This window comes from Mesorhizobium cantuariense, from assembly GCF_042647205.1.
Taxonomy (GTDB): Bacteria; Pseudomonadota; Alphaproteobacteria; order Rhizobiales; family Rhizobiaceae; genus Mesorhizobium; species Mesorhizobium cantuariense.
Window position 1 is genome coordinate 3950902 of the sequence record NZ_JBHRVD010000001.1, and the last position, 18050, is coordinate 3968951.

Consider the following 18050-nt stretch of genomic DNA (forward strand, 5'->3'; position numbering starts at 1 on the left):
CTCGCTTAACGGACCTGGCTTTTGACGAAATCCTTCACGATCGACACGATGCCGCGCGACAGCAGGCTGTCGAAGGCATCTACGAAACGGTCGACATGCTCGCGCTGGCAGATCAGCGGCGGCTCGAGCCGGATGACGTTGCGGTTGTATTCGGTGAACGCGACGAGCACGTCATAATCGCGCAAAAGCAGCGCCCCGACGAAGCCCGACAGCGACCCCTTAAGCTTGTCGTCGAGCACGCTGACGATCGGCCGCAGCACCATCGGCAAGGTCTGCGAGAAGTCGTGGAACTCCAGGCCGATCATAAAACCCTTGCCGCGCACATCCTTGATGATCTTCGGGTATTTTTCCCTGAGCGCCCGCAGCCGCTGCAGCAAATAGTCGCCGGTGACGGCGGCGTTGTCGATCAGCCCCTCATCATAGAGCACGTTGAGCCCCTCGATCGAGGTGACGCAGGCCTCGCCCATGCCGCCGAAGGTCGCCATGGCATGGATCATCGCCGTCTTCGGCGTGCCGTAGGCCTTCATGTAGACCTCGCGCCGCGCAATCATCGCGCCGACAGCCGCCTTGCCGGCACCAAGCGACTTGGCCAGCGCCGTCACATCGGGAATGACGCCGTAATGCTCAAAGGCATAGAAGCGGCCTGACCGGCCATAGCCGCACTGCACTTCGTCGGCGACCCACAGCACGCCATACTGGTCGCAAAGCGCCCGCAGCTTCTGCCAATACTCCGCCGGCGCCTGGATGATGCCGGCGCCGCCCTGGATGGTTTCAAGCACGATGACGCCGACCTCCGGGTCGGAACGGAACAGGCGCTCGACGGCCTCGATGTCGGCGAACGGGATGCGGACGGTGTTGTCCGCCATCTTGAAGTCGGCGCGGTAGAGTTGGCCGTCGGTGATGCCCAGCACGCCCTTGGTCTTGCCGTGGAAGGAATTCTCGGCATAGACGATCTTCGGCCGCTTCGGGCCGGCAGCACGCTCGGCGAGTTTCACCGCCGCTTCCATGGCTTCCGAGCCGGACGAGCCCAAAAACACCATGTCGAGATCGCCGGGCGAGCATTTCGCGATATTGTGCGCAAGTGCCGCCGCATATTGCGACATGAAGGCGATGGCAATTTCCTGGCGCTTCTCCTCCTGGAATTTCTTGCGTGCTTCCAGAATGCGCGGATGGTTGTGGCCGAAGGCCAGCGATCCGAAACCACCGAAGAAGTCGAGGATCTTGCGGCCGTTCTGGTCGATGTAGAACATGCCCTCGGCGCGCTCGATCTTGATCTTGTGGAAGCCGAGCAGCTTCATGAAATGCAGCTGGCCGGGGTTGAGATGCGCCTTGAACAGGTCGGTCATGCGGGCGAGATCCATCGCCTTGGCCTGCTCGACGCTGATCAGGTCGGGCTTGGCGACGGTGGCGGGCGACAGCGACGGCGCGCTGACCATGGTGCGCACGTTCGTCTGTTCGGGCTTGGCCATGACGGTCATTTCAATCTCCTGTCTGCACGCACGACCAGGATCGGGCGCAACGAAAGCTGTTTTGCGAGCCGCTATTCGGCGGGCACATGTTTGGTGGCGACGGCATGACCGGCCTTCTTGGCGCGGTACTCGCTGTAGGCGGCGATCAGCATGTCCTCGTCGCGGTATTGCGGCACCCAGCCGAGCTGACGCCCGGCCTTGGACACGTCGAGCACGCACTCCTCGTCGGCGATCAGATATTGTTCCGGGTCCATGATGGGCATGTTCATCAGGTCGAGCAGGTCGAGCGTGCGCTTGACCGCCCAGCCTGATGTCGGGATCAGGATCGATTTCGAGCCGGCGTGCCTGATCAGGTCGCCGAGCAGCTTCTTCACCGGCGGTGGGTTGAGTGAGCCGAGATTATAGGCCTCGTTGGGCACGCCGGCCTTCCAGGCCGCGCGGGCAGCTTCCGCACAATCGAAAACAGAAATGAACTGATAGGGGTTCCTGCCCGAACCGATCATCGGCACCGGAAAATTCCAGTCGATCAGCTTGAACAGTTTTTCCAGGATACCGAGCCGGCCAGGGCCGATGATCAGGCGCGGGCGAAACAGCGAGATCGACATGCCGCGTTTGCGCCATTCGGCCGCCAGCTCCTCGGTCTTCTGCTTCGACCAGCCATATTCGCCAAGCGGCGCGACCGGATGTTCTTCGGTCATCGGCTGCGTGACCGTGTGGCCGTAGATCATGTCGGTCGTGTAGTGGACGAGCTTGGCGGCGGCGGCTCTGTCCATGGCCTGCATGATGTGCTCGGTGCCGTGGAAATTCACCGGAAGAAGAAATCGTGCCGCTTGGCGCGCACCTGGATCGGCGACAGCATCTTGGCCGACAGATTGTAGACCATGTCGTCGGCCTTGAGCCCAACCGCGGTAACCGAGGCCGGATCGGTGACGTCGCATTGGATAAAGCGGACGCTTCGGTAATGCGGCAGGTCGCTCTTGACGATGTCGGCGACGACAACCTCTTCACCATCGGCCACGAGCTTCGGGGCAAGGTGGCGGCCGACGAAACCGTCGCCGCCGAAAATCACATGTCTCATCGAACGATCTCGTTTGCTTGGATCTTGTCGGGCGGGATGGAAGCCGTCTGGTCTTCATGCCCGCGGCCACCCAAATCTCTGCCACTCTGCGCGATCAGCACCGTGCCGACGCAGATGAAGGCGATGCCGGCGATGCGCCAGCCATTGAGGTCCTCGCGGAAGACGAAATAGGCGAAGATGGCGACGGCGACATAGGCGAGACTGAGGAACGGATAGGCGAAGGAAAGCTCGACCTTGGACAGCACATAGAGGTGCGAGGCCATCGAGATGACGAAGGTGCAGAGGCCCAGGAACACCCAAGGGCTGAAGACGATCTGCAACAGCTTGACGAGCGGATTGACGCCCTCGAACGAGATCGGCCCGAGCGACATCATGCCTTGCTTCAGCATCAGCTGTGCAGCAGCATTGGTCATGACGGTAAAGAGAATGAAGACGATGTATTTCATGTGTTCCAAGCCACCCTTCACGCTTCCTATTACAAACCCGCAAACATTTCGTGAAGCCACAAGAATGTTTTGAGTGAATCGTGGATTTAACCATTCGGTAACCAAGCATTACTCGAGTTTTATCTATTCCGCCGCCTCGGCCGCACCTCGCCGCGTGTCCAGCTTCCTTGCAGTCCGCGCCCAGAAGCTCGACATGAAGGCGGGATCGCGCAGTGCCTCCAGCCGCTGCCAGTCGGGAAAGGACGAAGCGAAGATGTCGGCGCCCATGCGGGCGTCCTTGTAGGGGTTGACCGCGCCACCCGCCTCGACCGTGATGCGATCGAGTTCCCGCAACAAGGCGAGCGTCGCAGCCCCCCTGTTGGGGAAATCCAGCGTCAGCGTGTAGCCGGGACGCGGGAACGACAGCAGCGCCGGTGAGCGGATGGAGCCGAAGCGTTTCAGTACGGTGAGGAACGAGCCCTGCCCGGCTTGCCTTGCGGCCGCCAGCAGTGCCGGCACGGCCTCGCGCGCCGTCGCTTCCGGCACCACGCTCTGGTGCTGGAAAAGCCCTTTTGGTCCGTAAAGCCGGTTCCAGTCGCGCACGCCGTCGAGCGGGAAGAAAAAACCCTGATAGCCGACCTGGCGCGGTGCGGGCGACCGGCCCTTCTTCCACCGGTAGACGGCGTTGAAGGCGGTCAGGAACGGCCGGTTGAGCACATTGAACGGCGGCTGGACCGGCACCGAGAGATTGCCGCCGGCACGCGAAGCGGCATGCGAGCCGTGCTCGGCGTGATTACCAGTGAACAGCAGGCCGCGACCGCTATTGCGGCCGCCGGCCAACTGGTCGATCCAGGCGACCGCATATTCATTGGCCTGATCGGCCGCCTCGGCCAAACCGAAGAATTCGTCGAGATCGCGAAACGGCGTCGCCTTTTCGACGATGTCGAGCGAATGCACCCGCATCAACCGGATCGAGGCAGACAGGATGAGGCCGGTCAGCCCCATGCCGCCGATCGTCGCCGCAAACAGCCGCGCATTGTCTGATGCCGAGCAGCGGTGGGTTTTGCCGTCGGACCTGAGCAGCGTGAAGGCCTCGACATGACAGCCGAAGGTGCCGCGCCGGTGATGGTTCTTGCCATGCACATCATTGGCGATGGCGCCGCCGAGCGTGACGAATTGCGTGCCTGGCACGACCGCCGGGAAGAAGCCGTAGGGGGCAGCGTGGGCGATGATGTCGGATAACAGCACGCCGGCATCCGCCTCGAGAACACCGGTTTCGGCGTTGAAGGCGCGGATCCGGTTCAGCGACCGCATGTCGACCACCGCGCCGGACTCGTTTTGGCAGGAATCGCCGTAGGAACGGCCATTGCCGTAGGCAAGCAGCGCCGCCGGCTTGGCCTGGCCTCCCTTCAGCAGCGCGATGGCGTCATCAGCACCGATGGCGCGCGGCGCCGGCGGCGTGGCAAGGCCGAAACTCTGGAAGCGTTCGGTGGCCATGCCTACCAGCCTCCGAGGACCAGCATCACCGCACCGATCAGCACGACGATCTGGCTGCGCCAGTCGCGGATGATGAAGACGACCGGATCGTCATGCATCTCGTCGCGGCGCGCCAGGATCCAGACGCGCATGGTGAGATAAAGCACGATCGGCGCCAGCGGCCAGATCAGCCACGGATGCGGATAAAGCTCGCGCACCGCGACACTGTCCATGTAGAGCGCCAACACCAGCGCCGAGGAGAAGGCCGAGGCCATGCCGGCCTGGGCGACGATCTCCTGATCTTCGGTGCGATAGCCGCGGCCGGCAATGCGCTCGCCAGGCGGAATGGCGGTGGTGCGCAGTTCGACGAAGCGCTTCACCAACGCCAGCGACAGGAAGAAGAAGATCGAGAAGGCCAGCAGCCAGAACGAGACATCGACGCCGGTCGCCGCCGCACCGGCCAGAACGCGGATCGTGTAGAGGCCGGCGAGCGTCAGCACGTCGACCAGCAGCATGCGCTTGAACGACAGCGAATAGGCCGTGGTGACGATCATGTAGCCGCCGAGCACAGCCAGGAATTCGAGCGACAAAAACAGCCCGGTGCCGACGCCGATCGCCAGAAGCACCGCGATCGCGCCAAGGCCGAACGGGATCGACAGCGCGCCGCTGGCGAACGGTCTGTTGCGCTTGGTGAGGTGTTTGCGGTCGAGCGCGAGGTCGAAGAAATCATTGAGGATGTAGATGGCCGATGCCACCGCGCTGAACGAGACGAGTGCCAGCAGGCATTGCCAGATCATGTCGGTGTTGAAATATTCATGCGACAGCACCATCGGCACGGCGATCAGCGAGTTCTTCAGCCATTGATGGACGCGCAGCATCTTGACGATGGTCCGCAAATTCGGCTTCGGCACCGGCATCGTCTCGGCGCCATGTGCCGCTTGCCAGCGCGCGGCATGGCGGTCGGGTGCGACGACAATCGCGTTGCGCGCGGCGTCGAAGACCTGGAGGTCATGGCGGCTGTTGCCGGCGTAGTCGAAGCCGCCATCGCCATAGGCCGCGATCAGCGAGGCGCGCTTCCTGCCCGAGGTGAGATTGGCGAGACCGTCGGTGGCCAGCACCCGGTCGAAAATGCCGAGATGGCTAGCGATGGCGTCCGCGAACTTGCGCGGCGTACCGGTCGCCAGCACGATCTTGCGGCCCTCGGCGTGCTCGGTCCGGAGACGGCAAAGCAACGTCTCCCGATAGGGCAGCGATGCCGGATCGATGTCGATGCGCTGCGCAATCGCCTGCTTCAGCCGCGCCGGCCCGCCGGCGGCCCAGAACGGCACCAGGAAAATGTAGAGCGGGTTCTTCTTGAGAAGGATGAACAGCCCTTCCCACAACAGGTCGGTCGCGATCAACGTGCCGTCGAGATCGACCGCAAGCGGTATTGCGTTCCTGTCCGACCGCGCATCCATGCCCGTCCTGCCCTGCCGCGTATGATCCGGAAGGCCGGACCTCGTTGCGCGCCGCTTTTCGGCGTCTTGAGGCTGGTATAGCGCGGGATGGCGTAGCGAACGTTAAAACGCCCGGTTGTAGACGGCTGCCGTGGCGGTATTTCCGGCGTCATTGTTAAGCAACTGTTACCGGAAACGATAAAGGCCGAGCAAATGCCCGGCCTTTCCAATTATACCGCCACGATTACTTGATGCGGGCGACGCCGCCCGAGATTTCGACGGTTTCCGAACCGGTCAGAGCTTCGAGGTCGCCGTTCGGCAAGGTGACGAAACAGCCATTCGGGCAGAACTCAACCGTTTCGCCACCGGCCAGCGCAAGGTCGGTCTTGCTGCCGCCCTCCGTGACGACCAGCGTGCGGGTCTCGGCGTCCTTGTTGACCGCGCTCGCGGCATGAGCCGAGCCGATGGCGGCGACCAGGGCGACGGCAGCGACGAGAGACTTCCACATGTTGCAATATCGGTGTTCCCACCGCCTCTGTTGCATTTCGCAAGGCATTTTCGCCTTTGCATGGGAGCTTATATGAGATGGAAGCTGAACCGCAACTGAATGCCGCATTCATGCCGCAATTGGCTTTCGGCGGCATTGAGACCCACGGATTCCCAGTCTAGTCCGGATCGGGCTTCTTGGTTTTGCGGGACTTGGCCAGCCGCTTCTTCTCCGCCTCGGCTTCGGCCTTCACCTGTTCCTGCTCGGCGAAGTCGGCTTCGATCTTGTCGTCATCGGTCGGCCAGGCCTTGGGCTTGTGGGCCTCGACCACGGCACGCGGGGTCGAGGGGATCTCGATATGCTCGTCGCTGAACTTTTCGAGGACGGCAAAACGGATGTCGTTCTGCGCGATGTTGCCGTTCATCACATCGGCCAGGAACACGCGGATCTCGAATTCGAGCGCCGCCGTGCCGAAATTGGAAAACAGCACGAAGGGTTCCGGATTCTTCAGTACCAGCGGATGGCTGCGCGCGATCTCCAGCAGGACGGCATGAACCTGCTTGACGTCGCTGCCATAGGCGACGCCGACCTTGATGTCGACGCGGCCGAGCTTGTTGCGGTGCGTCCAGTTGCCGACGGCGTTGTTGATCAGGTTCGAATTGGGCAGGATCACCGATTGCCGCTGGAAGGTCTCGATCTCGGTAGCGCGCACGCTGATCTTCTTGACGGTGCCGCTGATATCGCCGGCAACGATCCAGTCGCCGACCTTGAACGGCCGCTCGGCCAGAAGGATCAGGCCGGAAACGAAATTGGAGACCACATTCTGCAGGCCAAAACCGATACCGAGGGAAAGAGCACCGGCGACCAGTGCCAGACTGGACAGGTCGATGCCCGCCGCCGAGATGCCCACGAGTGCCGCCAGCGCCACGCCGGCATAGCCGACCGCCAGCCGGATCGAATTGCGCACCCCGGTATCGACCTTGCCGCGCGCCATCACCGAACCGTCGAGCCAGCCCTGGAACCAGCGCGTCAGGAAATAGCCGATGATGAAGACGACGATGCCGGAGAGGATGCCGGTGACCGAAATCGTCACCGACCCGATATTGATCCCAGTCGCCAGCTTGTAGGCCCACGCCTGGATGTCGCCGGGCTGGAAGCCCCACATCAGCAGGATGAGCGGCAGGAACACCAGCACGATCATCAGATTGATGGCGACGCTGACGACAAGGCCGAGCTGGTCGAGTGCCGTATCCTCGTAGCTCGAATTGGCCGACAGCCAGCGCCCGACGGAGGTGTTGGCGAAAGCACCCTCCTCGCCGATCGCCCGTGCCGACAGGAAGCCGATATAGGCGGTGATCAGCGCGGTGCCGGTAACGACGACCTGTAGCGAGACGAACAGAGCAAGGCCGATATAGCCGAGCAGCGCGGCGACGATGGTAAAAAGACCGAGCGCAAGCGATGTATAGCGCAGCCATGCCGGCCATGGACGCCAGCTTCCGTCACGCGCCTTGAACGGCCTCAGCATCGCCATCAGGATCAGGATGACGCCGACGATGATGGTGGCGCCGAAACTGCGGGCGATGGTCAGCGACAGCGGCGAGCCCATCTTGTCGTTGATCACCGACAGGAAGGTGTTGACGCTGATGACCACTGCCATGGCGGTGGCCAGGCGCACCAGCCAGCGCGCCGGCCCTGTTTCGACCGGGATAAGGCGCCAGTTCGGCAGCCGCGGCGAAAGTGCTGCATTGGTCAGCCGGTTGACGCAGAACACCACCCCGATGACCGTCGCCAGCGCATTGAGGAAAAGGCCAATGTCGCCGCGCAACACGTTGTAATAATTGAAAAAGAAAATGGTCGAGCCGAGAAAGGCGGCGACCGCCAAGGTCGGCAGCAAGGTCGACCAGAAGGCCACCGACAGGCGACTGAGGTAGGACGGATCTTCATTGGACGGGTCGGCTTCAAACACGCGTCCGAACAGGCGGCGGCCGCCGACCAGCAGCACCAGCGCCAGCCCGAGCGCCACGAAGGTTGCCGCGAGGATGGCCTGGAACTTGAACTTGAAGGCGAAGCTCAGCCACGACGACACCGCCTTGTAGAAATTGCCGAATTCGTCCCTGGCGTCCGAAAAGACCTGCGGGCTCAGTGCATCGGACAGCACATAGCGCTTGGTCAAAAGGTTGCGGAACAGCTCGCTGCGCATGTTGCCGATCTTGTCGATCAGCCCGCTGATGCGGATCGAAAGCGTTTGCGCCACGGCGATGACCGCGTTGATTTCCGCCTTCTCGGACACCAGCGCCTGGCGTTCGGCACTGACGATGTCGGGCTCCGGCGGCTGGCCGGCGGCGGGTGCGGCGCCAAGCTGTTCAAGCCGACTGTTGATCTCGCCAAGGCGCGTGCGGAAGGCGAGCGCGCTGTTCAGCGATTGCCGCGACAGTTCCTCGAGCTGCAGCCGGATATCGACAAGGTTGCCATCGTCCTCGCCGTCCTGCTGGATCTGCTTCTCGAAATTGTCGGTCTTGGTCGTCAAATCCTGCAGGATCTTCTGCTGGTCGGCGACCAGTCCGGCAGGCGCCTGGCCAAGCCCTTGTGCCACCGCATCGAACGACAGCGGCGCCGAAACGACAAGCGTGAGGAGCAAAATGAGACGAAGCAATCGGGAAAGCATGATTTGTTGGCGACTCAATGGACGGCAAAGGCAATTTGAAGCCTGTCCTTGATAAAGACGGCCATATCATGGGGCAAGCCGTCGCATCGCTAACCCCATCCGATCATTGACCCCATTGATCCCTGCCCCCTAACTGATCCCTGACCAATGCGTCGGCCAGTCGAAAGGCAATGGCGCAATATTGGCTTTGCGGATGCGGCCTGCTCTATAGTCTGCCGCATCGCCCGAACCGGATGACAATGATGGCAGAGTACTCGGCCTTTTCGCTGCTCGCGAATGCGCTCAAGGGAAATAAGGACTGGAAGCCGGCCTGGCGCAAGCCGGACCCGAAGGCGTCCTATGATGTCATCATCATCGGCGGCGGCGGTCACGGGCTGGCCACCGCCTACTATCTTGCCAAGGAACACGGCATCACCAATGTCGCCGTGCTCGAAAAAGGATGGCTCGGCTCAGGCAATGTCGGCCGCAACACGACGGCCGTGCGCTCGAATTACCTGCTGCCGGCCAACACCCGCTTCTACGAACACTCGATGAAGCTGTGGGAGAACCTCTCGCACGAACTCAATTACAACGTCATGTTCTCGCAACGAGGCTGCCTGAACCTGGCGCACACGCCAGCCCAGTTCGACGACTATGCCAGGCGCGGCAACGCCATGCGCCATCTCGGCGTCGACGCCGAGTTGATGACGCCGGCGCAAATCAAACGTCTGATCCCGGCGCTCGATATCTCCGACAGCGCACGCTTTCCGGTGGTCGGCGGCTTGATGCAGCGACGCGCCGGCACCGCCCGCCACGACGCGGTGGCCTGGGGCTATGCGCGCGGCGCCGACCGGCGCGGCGTCGACATCATCGAAAACTGCGAAGTCACCGGCTTCCTGCGCGACGGCGACCGCATATCAGGCGTTTCCACCTCGCGCGGCGACATCCGTGCCAAGAAGGTGGCCGTTGCGGTCGCCGGCAGCACTGGACGCGTCATGCAGCTGGCCGGCATCGAGACGATGCCGATCGAGAGCCATGTGCTGCAGGCCTTCGTCACGGAATCGCTGAAACCCTTCATCAACACCGTCGTCACCTTCGGCATGGGCCATTTCTACATGTCGCAGTCGGACAAGGGCGGCCTTATCTATGGTGGCGACATCGACGGCTACAACAGCTATGCCCAACGCGGCAATCTGCCTGTCGTCGACGAGGTGATGAGCGAGATGCTGGCACTGTTTCCCGGGCTTGCGCGCGTGCGCATGCTGCGCTCCTGGGGCGGCGTCTGCGACATGTCGATGGACGGCTCGCCGATCATCACCACCGGTCCGCTGCCCGGCATGTATCTCAACTGCGGCTGGTGCTATGGCGGCTTCAAGGCGACGCCGGCTTCCGGCTGGTGCTTCGCCTGGACCATCGCCAAGGACCAGCCGCACGACCTCAACGCCCCCTTCACGCTCGACCGCTTCCACCGCGGCCTGGTGATCGACGACAAGGGCCAGGGTGCAAACCCGCGGCTGCATTAGACCATGATCCGGAAAAGTGGATGCCGGTTTTCCGATAAGATCATGGTCAAACAAGAGCATAGAATCCAATGTTGATCACTTGCCCCTATTGTGGCCCGCGCGACGTCATCGAGTTCACCTATCAAGGTGACGGCAACCGTGAGCGTCCCGACCCCGCCTCGCAGAATTTCGAGGCGTGGAACGCCTATGTCTATAACAGGCTGAACCCGGCCGGCGACCACAACGAGATCTGGCAGCATTCCGGCGGTTGCCGCACGCATCTGCGGGTCGTGCGCAACACGCTGACGCATGAGATTTCCAACGTCGCCTTCATGCGCGGTGATCATGGGCGCGGTGATCATGGGCGCGGCGATCATGGCTCGGCCGCACGCCGCAAGGCGGAGGACAAGGCATGAGCCCGCGCCGCACCGACACAGGCGGCCGCATCGACCGGCTGAAAACCATCCGCTTCACCTTCGATGGCGCGGCCTACACCGGCCATGCCGGCGACACCCTGGCGTCAGCACTGCTGGCCAAAGGCGTCACGCTTTACGGACGCTCGTTCAAATACCACCGCCCGCGCGGCTTGCTCACCGCCGGCGTCGAGGAGCCCAATGCCCTGGTGACGGTGCTGAAGGGCGAGGTTCGCGAACCCAACATTCCGGCGACCATGGTCGAGATCCATGACGGGCTGGTCGCCATCAGCCAGAACCGCTTTCCTTCGCTTGCCTGGGACATCCATGCCGTCAACCAGCTCGGCGGCAAGATCCTGTCGGCCGGCTTCTACTACAAGACCTTCATGGGACCGGTGTTCGGTCCGCTCAAAGGCACGCGCTTCTGGATGTTCTGCGAGCATTTCATCCGCCGCGCCGCCGGCCTGGGTAGCGCCGGATCGGCAAAGGACCCGGCCCGCTACGAACGCATGAACGCCTTTTGCGACGTGCTGGTGGTCGGCTCTGGCCCGGCCGGGCTGATGGCCGCCAAGGCCGCCGCCGATCAGGGCGCCCGCGTCATGCTGGCCGATCTCGAGCCGCGTTTCGGCGGCTCGGCCAACTGGTCCGATGAGACGATCGACGGCGCGCCGGCCGCCGATTGGGCCCGCCGCATCGTCGCCCAGCTCGCGGGCCGTGACAATGTCCGGCTTTTACCGCGCACCACGGTGTGGGGCTATTACGACAACAATACGCTCGCCGCGCTCGAACGGGTTAGCGACCACAAGGAGCAGCCAGGCAAAGGCGAGCCGCGCCATCGCTACTGGGCGATCCGCGCCAAATCCGTGGTCCTGGCCACCGGTGCTTTTGAGCGGCCGCTCGTATTCCCCGGCAATGACCGGCCAGGCGTGATGCTGGCGCATGCCGCCGAGCGCTATGCCAACGAATTCGGCGTGCTGCCGGGCGAGCGGATCGCGCTGTTCACCAACAATGACAGCGCCTATCGCGCCGCCATCGCCTTGAAGAAGGCCGGTGCCGCGGTCGTCGCCATCGCCGACGTGCGGCCGGAACTTTCGTCGGAGATGCGCAAGCTGGTCGCGGAAGCCGAGGCCGAGATCTTTGCCGGCCACGCCGTCGTCGCCACCGAAGGCGGCAAGGCGCTGTCCGGCCTCAAACTGCAACGCTTCGACATGACCAATGGCGCACTCATCGGTGATGCACGCAGCATCCATGCCGATTGCCTGCTGATGTCCGGCGGCTGGTCGCCGACCATCCATTTGGCCAGCCAGGCCGGCGCCAAGGCGGAATGGAACGCCGCGCGGCAAGCTTTCCTGCCGCCGAAGCCGACACAGCAATGGCCAACACAGCAATGGATTGGCGCCGGCGCCTTCACCGGCAGTTTTTCCACCACCGAGGCGATCGCCGAAGGCCGCGCCGCTGGCCTTGCCGCCGCAGGCGGGCCGAGCATGCCTTCCGTGCTGCCGACGGTCGAAGCCGTACCTGGCGACCCCGATCCGGCTCCGGTGTTCGAGATCAGGGCCAAGGGCAAGAGCTTTGTCGACTTCCAGCACGACGTCACTGCGGAGGATGTGCGGCTGGCGCATCGCGAAGGCTTCGTCTCGGTCGAGCATCTGAAGCGCTACACCACGCTTGGCATGGCGACCGACCAGGGCAAGAGCTCCAACGTGCCTGGCCTTGCCATCATGGCCGAAGCGCTGGGCAAGCCGATCCCCGAGGTCGGCACCACGCGCTTCCGGCCGCCCTTTGCGCCGGTGTCGATCGGCTCGCTGGCGGCGGAACGCTTCGGCGACCTGAAGCCCGAGCGGCTGACGCCGATGCACGACTGGCACGTCGCCAATGGCGCGACCATGTACTCCGCCGGCCTCTGGTATCGCCCAATGATCTATGGCCATGCAGGCGAGACGGTCGAGCAGGCCTATGTGCGCGAGGCCAAGGCGACGCGCGAAAGCGCCGGCATCGTCGATGTCTCGACACTGGGCAAGATTGCCGTGCAAGGCCCCGACGCCGCCGCATTCCTCGACCGTGTCTACACCAACATGTTTTCGACGCTGGCCGTCGGCAAGGCACGCTACGGGCTGATGCTGCGCGAGGACGGCCTCGCCTTCGACGACGGCACCACCTGGCGGCTCGGCGAACAGGATTTCCTGATGACCACCACCACGGCCAATGCCGGCAAGGTGATGCAGCATCTCGAATATTTCCTCGACGTGATCTGGCCTGAGCTGAAAGTCCACCTCACCTCGGTGACCGACGAATGGGCGGGTGCCGCGATCGGCGGTCCGAAGGCCAGGCAGATCCTCGCCGCCTGCGTCACCGGCACAGCCGTCGACAATGCGACCCTGCCCTTCATGGGCATCGTGCGCGGCGAGATAGCTGATGTGCCGGTGATGATTTGCCGGCTCTCCTTCTCCGGTGAAATGGCGTTCGAGGTCTATTCCGGCGCCGGCCACGGCACCCATGTCTGGGAAGCGCTTGTTGAAGCCGGCAAGCCGTTCGGGCTGGTCACCTACGGGCTCGAGGCGCTGGGCACGATGCGCATCGAAAAGGGCCATGTCACCGGCGCCGAGATCGACGGCCGCACCACGGCGCGCGACCTGCATCTCGACTGGATGTTGTCGAAGAAGAAGCCGTTCATCGGCTCGGCGATGATGGACCGCGAAGGCCTGATCGCGTCTGATCGTCTGGAACTGGTCGGCCTGATCGCCCTCGACAACCGGCCGCTCAGTGGCGGCGCGCACATCGTCGAGGAGGTTGACGAGGCCAATCCGCACGGCTCGATCGGTCACATCACCGCCTGCTGCTATTCGCCGGCGCTCGGCAAGCATATCGCGCTGGCCCTGGTCAAGGGCGGCAAGGCACGGCAGGGTACACGCGCCCATGTCTCCGATCCCTTGCGCAACCGCTTTGGACCGGTCGAGATCGTCTCCAACCACTTCTTCGATCCGGACGGGAGCCGCATGCATGGTTGAGCGCCAATCACCCGAGCATTTGTCGCCGCTTGAACCGGAATTTCACGTCGGCTCACACGGCAATTTCGAGCATGGCGTCGAGATCATCCTGACCGAGACGCGGCCTGGCTCGATCGTGCAGCTGGCGGCGTGGCCCGGCGAGGAGAAGAAGCTGATAGCAGCCATCCGCACCGTCACCGGGCTTGCTCTGCCCGATGGCGCCGGCGGCGGCTTGAGCGACGGCGTGAAATCGGTGTTCGGCTTCGCGCCGGGAAAATTCACCGTTGCCGACGAGGCCGAAGGGTTGGCCGCCGCCTTTGCCAAGGTGGTGACCCCCGCCATTGGCACGGTGACCGACCTGTCGCATGGCCGCACCGCCATTCGCATTGCCGGGCCGAAGGCCGAATGGGTGCTGGCGAAATTCTTCGCCATCGACTTTTCGCTGCCGGCCTTCCCGATTGACGCCGGCCGCTCGACCACCCATCACGACGTCTTCGCCCAGATCCAGCGCACCGGTGCCGACCAGTTCGACATCTATGTCTTCCGCTCGTTCGCACGCTCGTTCTGGAAGGCGCTCTGCCATGCCAGCGAGGAAGTCGGCTACGAAGTGCAATAGGGTGGCGCGGCCGGACGGTCGCATCGCCGCCGCTTCTGGCATCAAGGCCAGCCGGTTCTGCCGCTAGAGCGGAATGAATTGAGGCTGAATCGGATGGGATTCCCTAAGGCTTGCAAATCTGATTCAACATGCTGGCTGGACAAGGAGGCCGGCATGGATGGGCAAGCCTTATTCGATGGATCTTCGCGAACGGGTTGTAGCGTCAGTTGAGCAGGAGGGGCTGTCGCGGCGGCAGACAGCAGTGCGCTTTGGGGTTGGGATCAGCACCGTCATCAGATGGGTAAGCCGCTTGCGCGAGACGAGCAGTCTTGCGCCCGGCAAGATGGGTGGGCACAGACCGAAGAACATTGCCGGAGAGCATCGGGAGTGGCTGTTGCTGCGCTGCCGGGCCGCTGATTTCACGTTGCGCGGACTGGTGGCCGAACTGGCTGAGCGCGGCCTGAAGGTTGATTACCGCTCGGTATGGGAGTTCGTCCACGCCGAGAAGCTCAGTCACAAAAAAAGACGCTGATCGCGGCCGAGCAGGATCGCCCAGATGTGGCGCGCCGGCGGGCACAGTGGGCAAAATATCAGGATCGTATCGATCCTTCCCGCCTGGTGTTCATCGACGAGACATGGACCAAAACCAACATGGCTCCACTCAGGGGATGGGCGCCGCGCGGCGAGAGGATCAAAGCCAAGGTGCCGCACGGCCATTGGAAGACCATGACCTTCCTGGCGGCGCTGCGCCACGACCGTGTCGAAGCACCATGGCTGATCGACGGACCGATCAACGGCGAGCGCTTCCAGCTCTATGTCGATGAGGTTCTTGTCCCAACCCTCAAGTCCGGCGACATCGTCATCATGGACAATCTCGGCTCGCACAAGGGCAAGGCCGTGCGCCGCACCATTCGATCAGCCGGCGCCAGGCTGTTCTTGCTGCCGAAATACTCGCCCGACCTCAACCCCATCGAGAAGCTCTTCGCCAAGCTCAAGCACTGGCTGCGCAAGGCTGCCAAGCGAACAGTCGAAACTGTCTGTGACGCCATCGGCCAAATCCTCGGCACCGTCACTTCAACCGAATGCCGAAATTACTTCACTGAGGCCGGATATGCCCAACCTAAATTCATCCCGCTCTAGAGAATCGCGCCGCAGCCGCTCATGGTGGGAAGATGTGGCCGCCCAACCGGCCCAAGGAGTATGAAAATCCCGTCTCTCAGTCGGCACATCCGTTTGGTTCGAACATCTCCATGACCGCTGAACTATCCGCCGGCGCCGCAGATCGCGCCGATGTGCCGGCCAGAGCCTTGCTCCTGCTGCCGCTGACGGTCGCCTGCGGCGTGTTCATGACCAGCCTCGACCAGAATGTCGTGGTCACCGCGCTGCCCGGCATCAGCGAAAGTCTCGGCCGTCCGCCCAGTCAGCTCGGCCTGCTGATCACCGTCTATGTCGCCAGCCTGATCATCTCGATGCCGCTTGGCGGTTGGGCTGCCGACCGCTTCGGCCTGCGCAACGTCTACTGTTTTGCCTTGTTGGTGTTCGCCGCCTCGTCGGCGCTGTGCGGGCTGTCTGACAACATCTGGACGCTGGTCGGCGCCCGTGCACTGCAAGGGTTTGGCGGCGCCTTGATGGGCACGCTCGGCCAGGTCGTCATCCTGTCGACCTTCCCGCGCAGCCGTACGCTCAAGATCAACATGTACATCTCGCTCGCCGGCCAGTCCGGCCCGCTGGTCGGCCCGCTCGTCGGCGGCGCGCTGACCACCTACATTTCCTGGCGGTGGATCTTCTTCATCAACGTGCCGTTCGCACTGGCGGCTGCAATTCTTGCCGCCTCGCTGTTTCCGACGACGACCAAGCCCGTGCGTACGCCGTTCGATTTTCCGGGCTTCCTGCTGGTCGGCAGCGGCATGGTCCTGCTGGTCTTCGGCATGGATTCGCTTGCCGCCAAGGATGCCGCCGGCGGTATCATTGCTGGCGAACTGGCGCTGGCGCTCGTCATCCTGACCATCGCCTCGTTCTACTGCCTGCGCGTGCGCAATCCGCTGCTCGACCTCAAGCTCTTACGCATCCGCACCTTCCGCATTTCGTTCCTGACCGGCGGCGGGCTGGACACGATCGGCCTCAGCTCGGTCGTCTTCCTGCTGCCGCTGATGTTCCAGCTCGGCTTCGGCATGAGCGCCGTGCAGGCGGGATCGCTGACTTTCGTCGCCGCGGTCGGCTCGGTGGCGATGCGGTTCTTCATGCCGCACGTCCTCAACCGCTTCGGCTTCCGCCGCGTGCTGGTCTACAACACGCCGATCGTCGCCGTCATGGTCGCCGGCTTCGCCTTGATGCAGGCGACCACGCCGGTCTGGATCGTGCTTGCCTACATCTTCGTCTTCGGCGTCTTCCGCTCCGCGCAATGGGCCTCGACCGGCAATCTCGCCTATTCCGACATCGCCCCCGAACAGCTAGCCCGCTTCAGCGCGCTTTATTACATCCTCTGGCAGCTAGCGGTGGCGATCAGCGTCGGTCTGGCCGCTGCGGCACTGTCGTTTCTGGCCGGGGGCGCTCCAGCCGTCGCCGACGACTTCCGCATCCTGTTCGTGATCGAGGGCGTCATCACGCTCTGCGCGCTGCTGGCCTACCTCAAGCTGACGCCGCAAGACGGCGCCCATGTCAGCGGCCACGGTGCCCAGATGAATACGGAGTAGACGGCCAGATTTGGCCTGTGAGGCCGGCGCTACTTCAAAGCTGGCTATTCGCTGAACGTCACCCACTCTTCCAGCGGCACGCGGTCGGTGCGGAAGGTGTTTTCAGGCTTCGAAATGTCCTCATGGCCAAGCGCCATGCCGCAGACGACGATCTCTTCATCCGGAATGTTGAGCACAGGCCTGATCTGCCGGTGATAGGGCGCGAAGGCTGCCTGCGGGCAGGTGTGCAGACCCCTGCCCCGCGCCGCGACCATGATGTTCTGCAGGAACATGCCGTAGTCGATCCACGAGCCCTGGTTGAGCCGGCGATCGATGGTGAAGATCATGCCGACCGGCGCGTCGAAGAAGACGAAATTGCGGTCGTGCTGGGCGCGCATCTTGTCGACCTCGCGGCGGCCGATGCCGAGCGCGCCATAGAGGCCGAAGCCGTTGGCGCGGCGGCGGGTCAGATACGGCTCGAAGAACTGCGTGGGATAGTAGCGGTACTCGTCCCAGTCCGCTTTTTCCGCGCGGATGCCGGAATTGAGAATGGCGTCGGTGATCCGCTGCTTGGTCTCGCCCTTGGTGACGTAGACCTTCCATGGCTGCATGTTGGTGCCGGACGGAGCACGCGCCGCAACCGCCAGAATATCGCGAATGGTATCGTCGTCGACCATGTCGGGCAGAAATGCGCGCACCGAACGGCGCGACAGGATCGCCTCGTCGATGATCTCGGCATCGCCCGCAATTCGGGTGTTGTTTTTCAGCATGGGCCGTCCCTTAACCCTCGTCTCGACCGGACGTCCCCACTCGCCGTTCCTGCCCGAGCCTTTGCATGAACCGCCAAAATCGCGCAAGCAATTCTT

General features: G+C 63.2%; 13 protein-coding genes and 1 pseudogene. 6 read left to right on the plus strand and 8 right to left on the minus strand.

The genetic code is table 11. The features are described 5' to 3' along the window. Nucleotides 1-5 precede the first annotated feature (5 nt). From ACFOJ9_RS19175 to ACFOJ9_RS19205, 7 genes and pseudogenes are all read right to left on the minus strand, one after another. Nucleotides 6-1436 (minus strand): aspartate aminotransferase family protein, encoded by a 1431-nt coding sequence (locus tag ACFOJ9_RS19175; RefSeq protein ID WP_378987887.1) that lies wholly within the window; start codon nt 1434-1436, stop codon nt 6-8. Nucleotides 1437-1540: 104 nt separating this feature from the next. Further along, a pseudogene (locus tag ACFOJ9_RS19180) lies at nt 1541-2547 on the minus strand (NAD-dependent epimerase/dehydratase family protein). Next, on the minus strand, nt 2544-2993 hold the full coding sequence (locus tag ACFOJ9_RS19185) for an EamA family transporter (protein WP_378987890.1): 450 nt from the start codon (nt 2991-2993) through the stop codon (nt 2544-2546). The pseudogene ACFOJ9_RS19180 and the gene ACFOJ9_RS19185 overlap by 4 nt, the downstream one beginning before the upstream one ends. Before the next feature lie 123 nt (nt 2994-3116). Beyond that, nucleotides 3117-4469 (minus strand): FAD-binding oxidoreductase, encoded by a 1353-nt coding sequence (locus ACFOJ9_RS19190; protein WP_378980443.1) that lies wholly within the window; start codon nt 4467-4469, stop codon nt 3117-3119. Nucleotides 4470-4471: 2 nt separating this feature from the next. Then, nucleotides 4472-5905, minus strand: coding sequence for a UbiA family prenyltransferase (locus tag ACFOJ9_RS19195; protein WP_378980444.1), 1434 nt, complete (start codon nt 5903-5905; stop codon nt 4472-4474). 223 nt (nt 5906-6128) lie between these two features. After that, entirely contained in the window at nt 6129-6392 is a 264-nt protein-coding gene (locus ACFOJ9_RS19200; RefSeq protein ID WP_056596396.1) for a hypothetical protein, read from the minus strand. A 157-nt stretch (nt 6393-6549) separates the two neighbouring features. Continuing rightward, complete coding sequence (locus tag ACFOJ9_RS19205; protein WP_378980445.1) at nt 6550-9036, minus strand: mechanosensitive ion channel family protein; 2487 nt, start codon at nt 9034-9036, stop codon at nt 6550-6552. Nucleotides 9037-9278: 242 nt separating this feature from the next. On the opposite strand from ACFOJ9_RS19205, the gene ACFOJ9_RS19210 reads away from it, so the two are divergent. The 6 genes from ACFOJ9_RS19210 (at nt 9279) to ACFOJ9_RS19235 (ending at nt 17205) form a co-directional block, all read left to right on the plus strand. Next, on the plus strand, nt 9279-10538 hold the full coding sequence (locus tag ACFOJ9_RS19210) for a sarcosine oxidase subunit beta (protein WP_378980446.1): 1260 nt from the start codon (nt 9279-9281) through the stop codon (nt 10536-10538). A 68-nt stretch (nt 10539-10606) separates the two neighbouring features. Continuing rightward, a complete protein-coding gene (locus ACFOJ9_RS19215) occupies nt 10607-10933 on the plus strand; it encodes a sarcosine oxidase subunit delta (protein ID WP_378980447.1) in 327 nt (108 codons plus the stop codon). Continuing rightward, complete coding sequence (locus ACFOJ9_RS19220) at nt 10930-13938, plus strand: sarcosine oxidase subunit alpha (protein ID WP_378980448.1); 3009 nt, start codon at nt 10930-10932, stop codon at nt 13936-13938. The genes ACFOJ9_RS19215 and ACFOJ9_RS19220 overlap by 4 nt, the downstream gene beginning before the upstream one ends. Next, the gene (locus tag ACFOJ9_RS19225) at nt 13931-14533 is read left to right on the plus strand and encodes a sarcosine oxidase subunit gamma (protein ID WP_378980449.1); all 603 of its coding nucleotides are present in this window, start codon (nt 13931-13933) and stop codon (nt 14531-14533) included. Before ACFOJ9_RS19220 ends, ACFOJ9_RS19225 begins: the two co-directional genes overlap by 8 nt. Before the next feature lie 157 nt (nt 14534-14690). Then, a protein-coding gene (locus ACFOJ9_RS19230; protein ID WP_378979495.1) for an IS630 family transposase occupies nt 14691-15652 on the plus strand; the annotation gives its coding sequence in 2 pieces (ribosomal slippage) (nt 14691-15029 and nt 15032-15652; 960 coding nt in all). A gap of 110 nt (nt 15653-15762) precedes the next feature. Continuing rightward, complete coding sequence (locus ACFOJ9_RS19235; RefSeq protein WP_378980450.1) at nt 15763-17205, plus strand: MFS transporter; 1443 nt, start codon at nt 15763-15765, stop codon at nt 17203-17205. Nucleotides 17206-17249: 44 nt separating this feature from the next. Here the strand turns inward: ACFOJ9_RS19235 and ACFOJ9_RS19240 are convergent, their stop codons facing one another. After that, on the minus strand, nt 17250-17954 hold the full coding sequence (locus tag ACFOJ9_RS19240; protein WP_378980451.1) for a nitroreductase: 705 nt from the start codon (nt 17952-17954) through the stop codon (nt 17250-17252). Between the last annotated feature and the right edge of the window lie 96 nt (nt 17955-18050).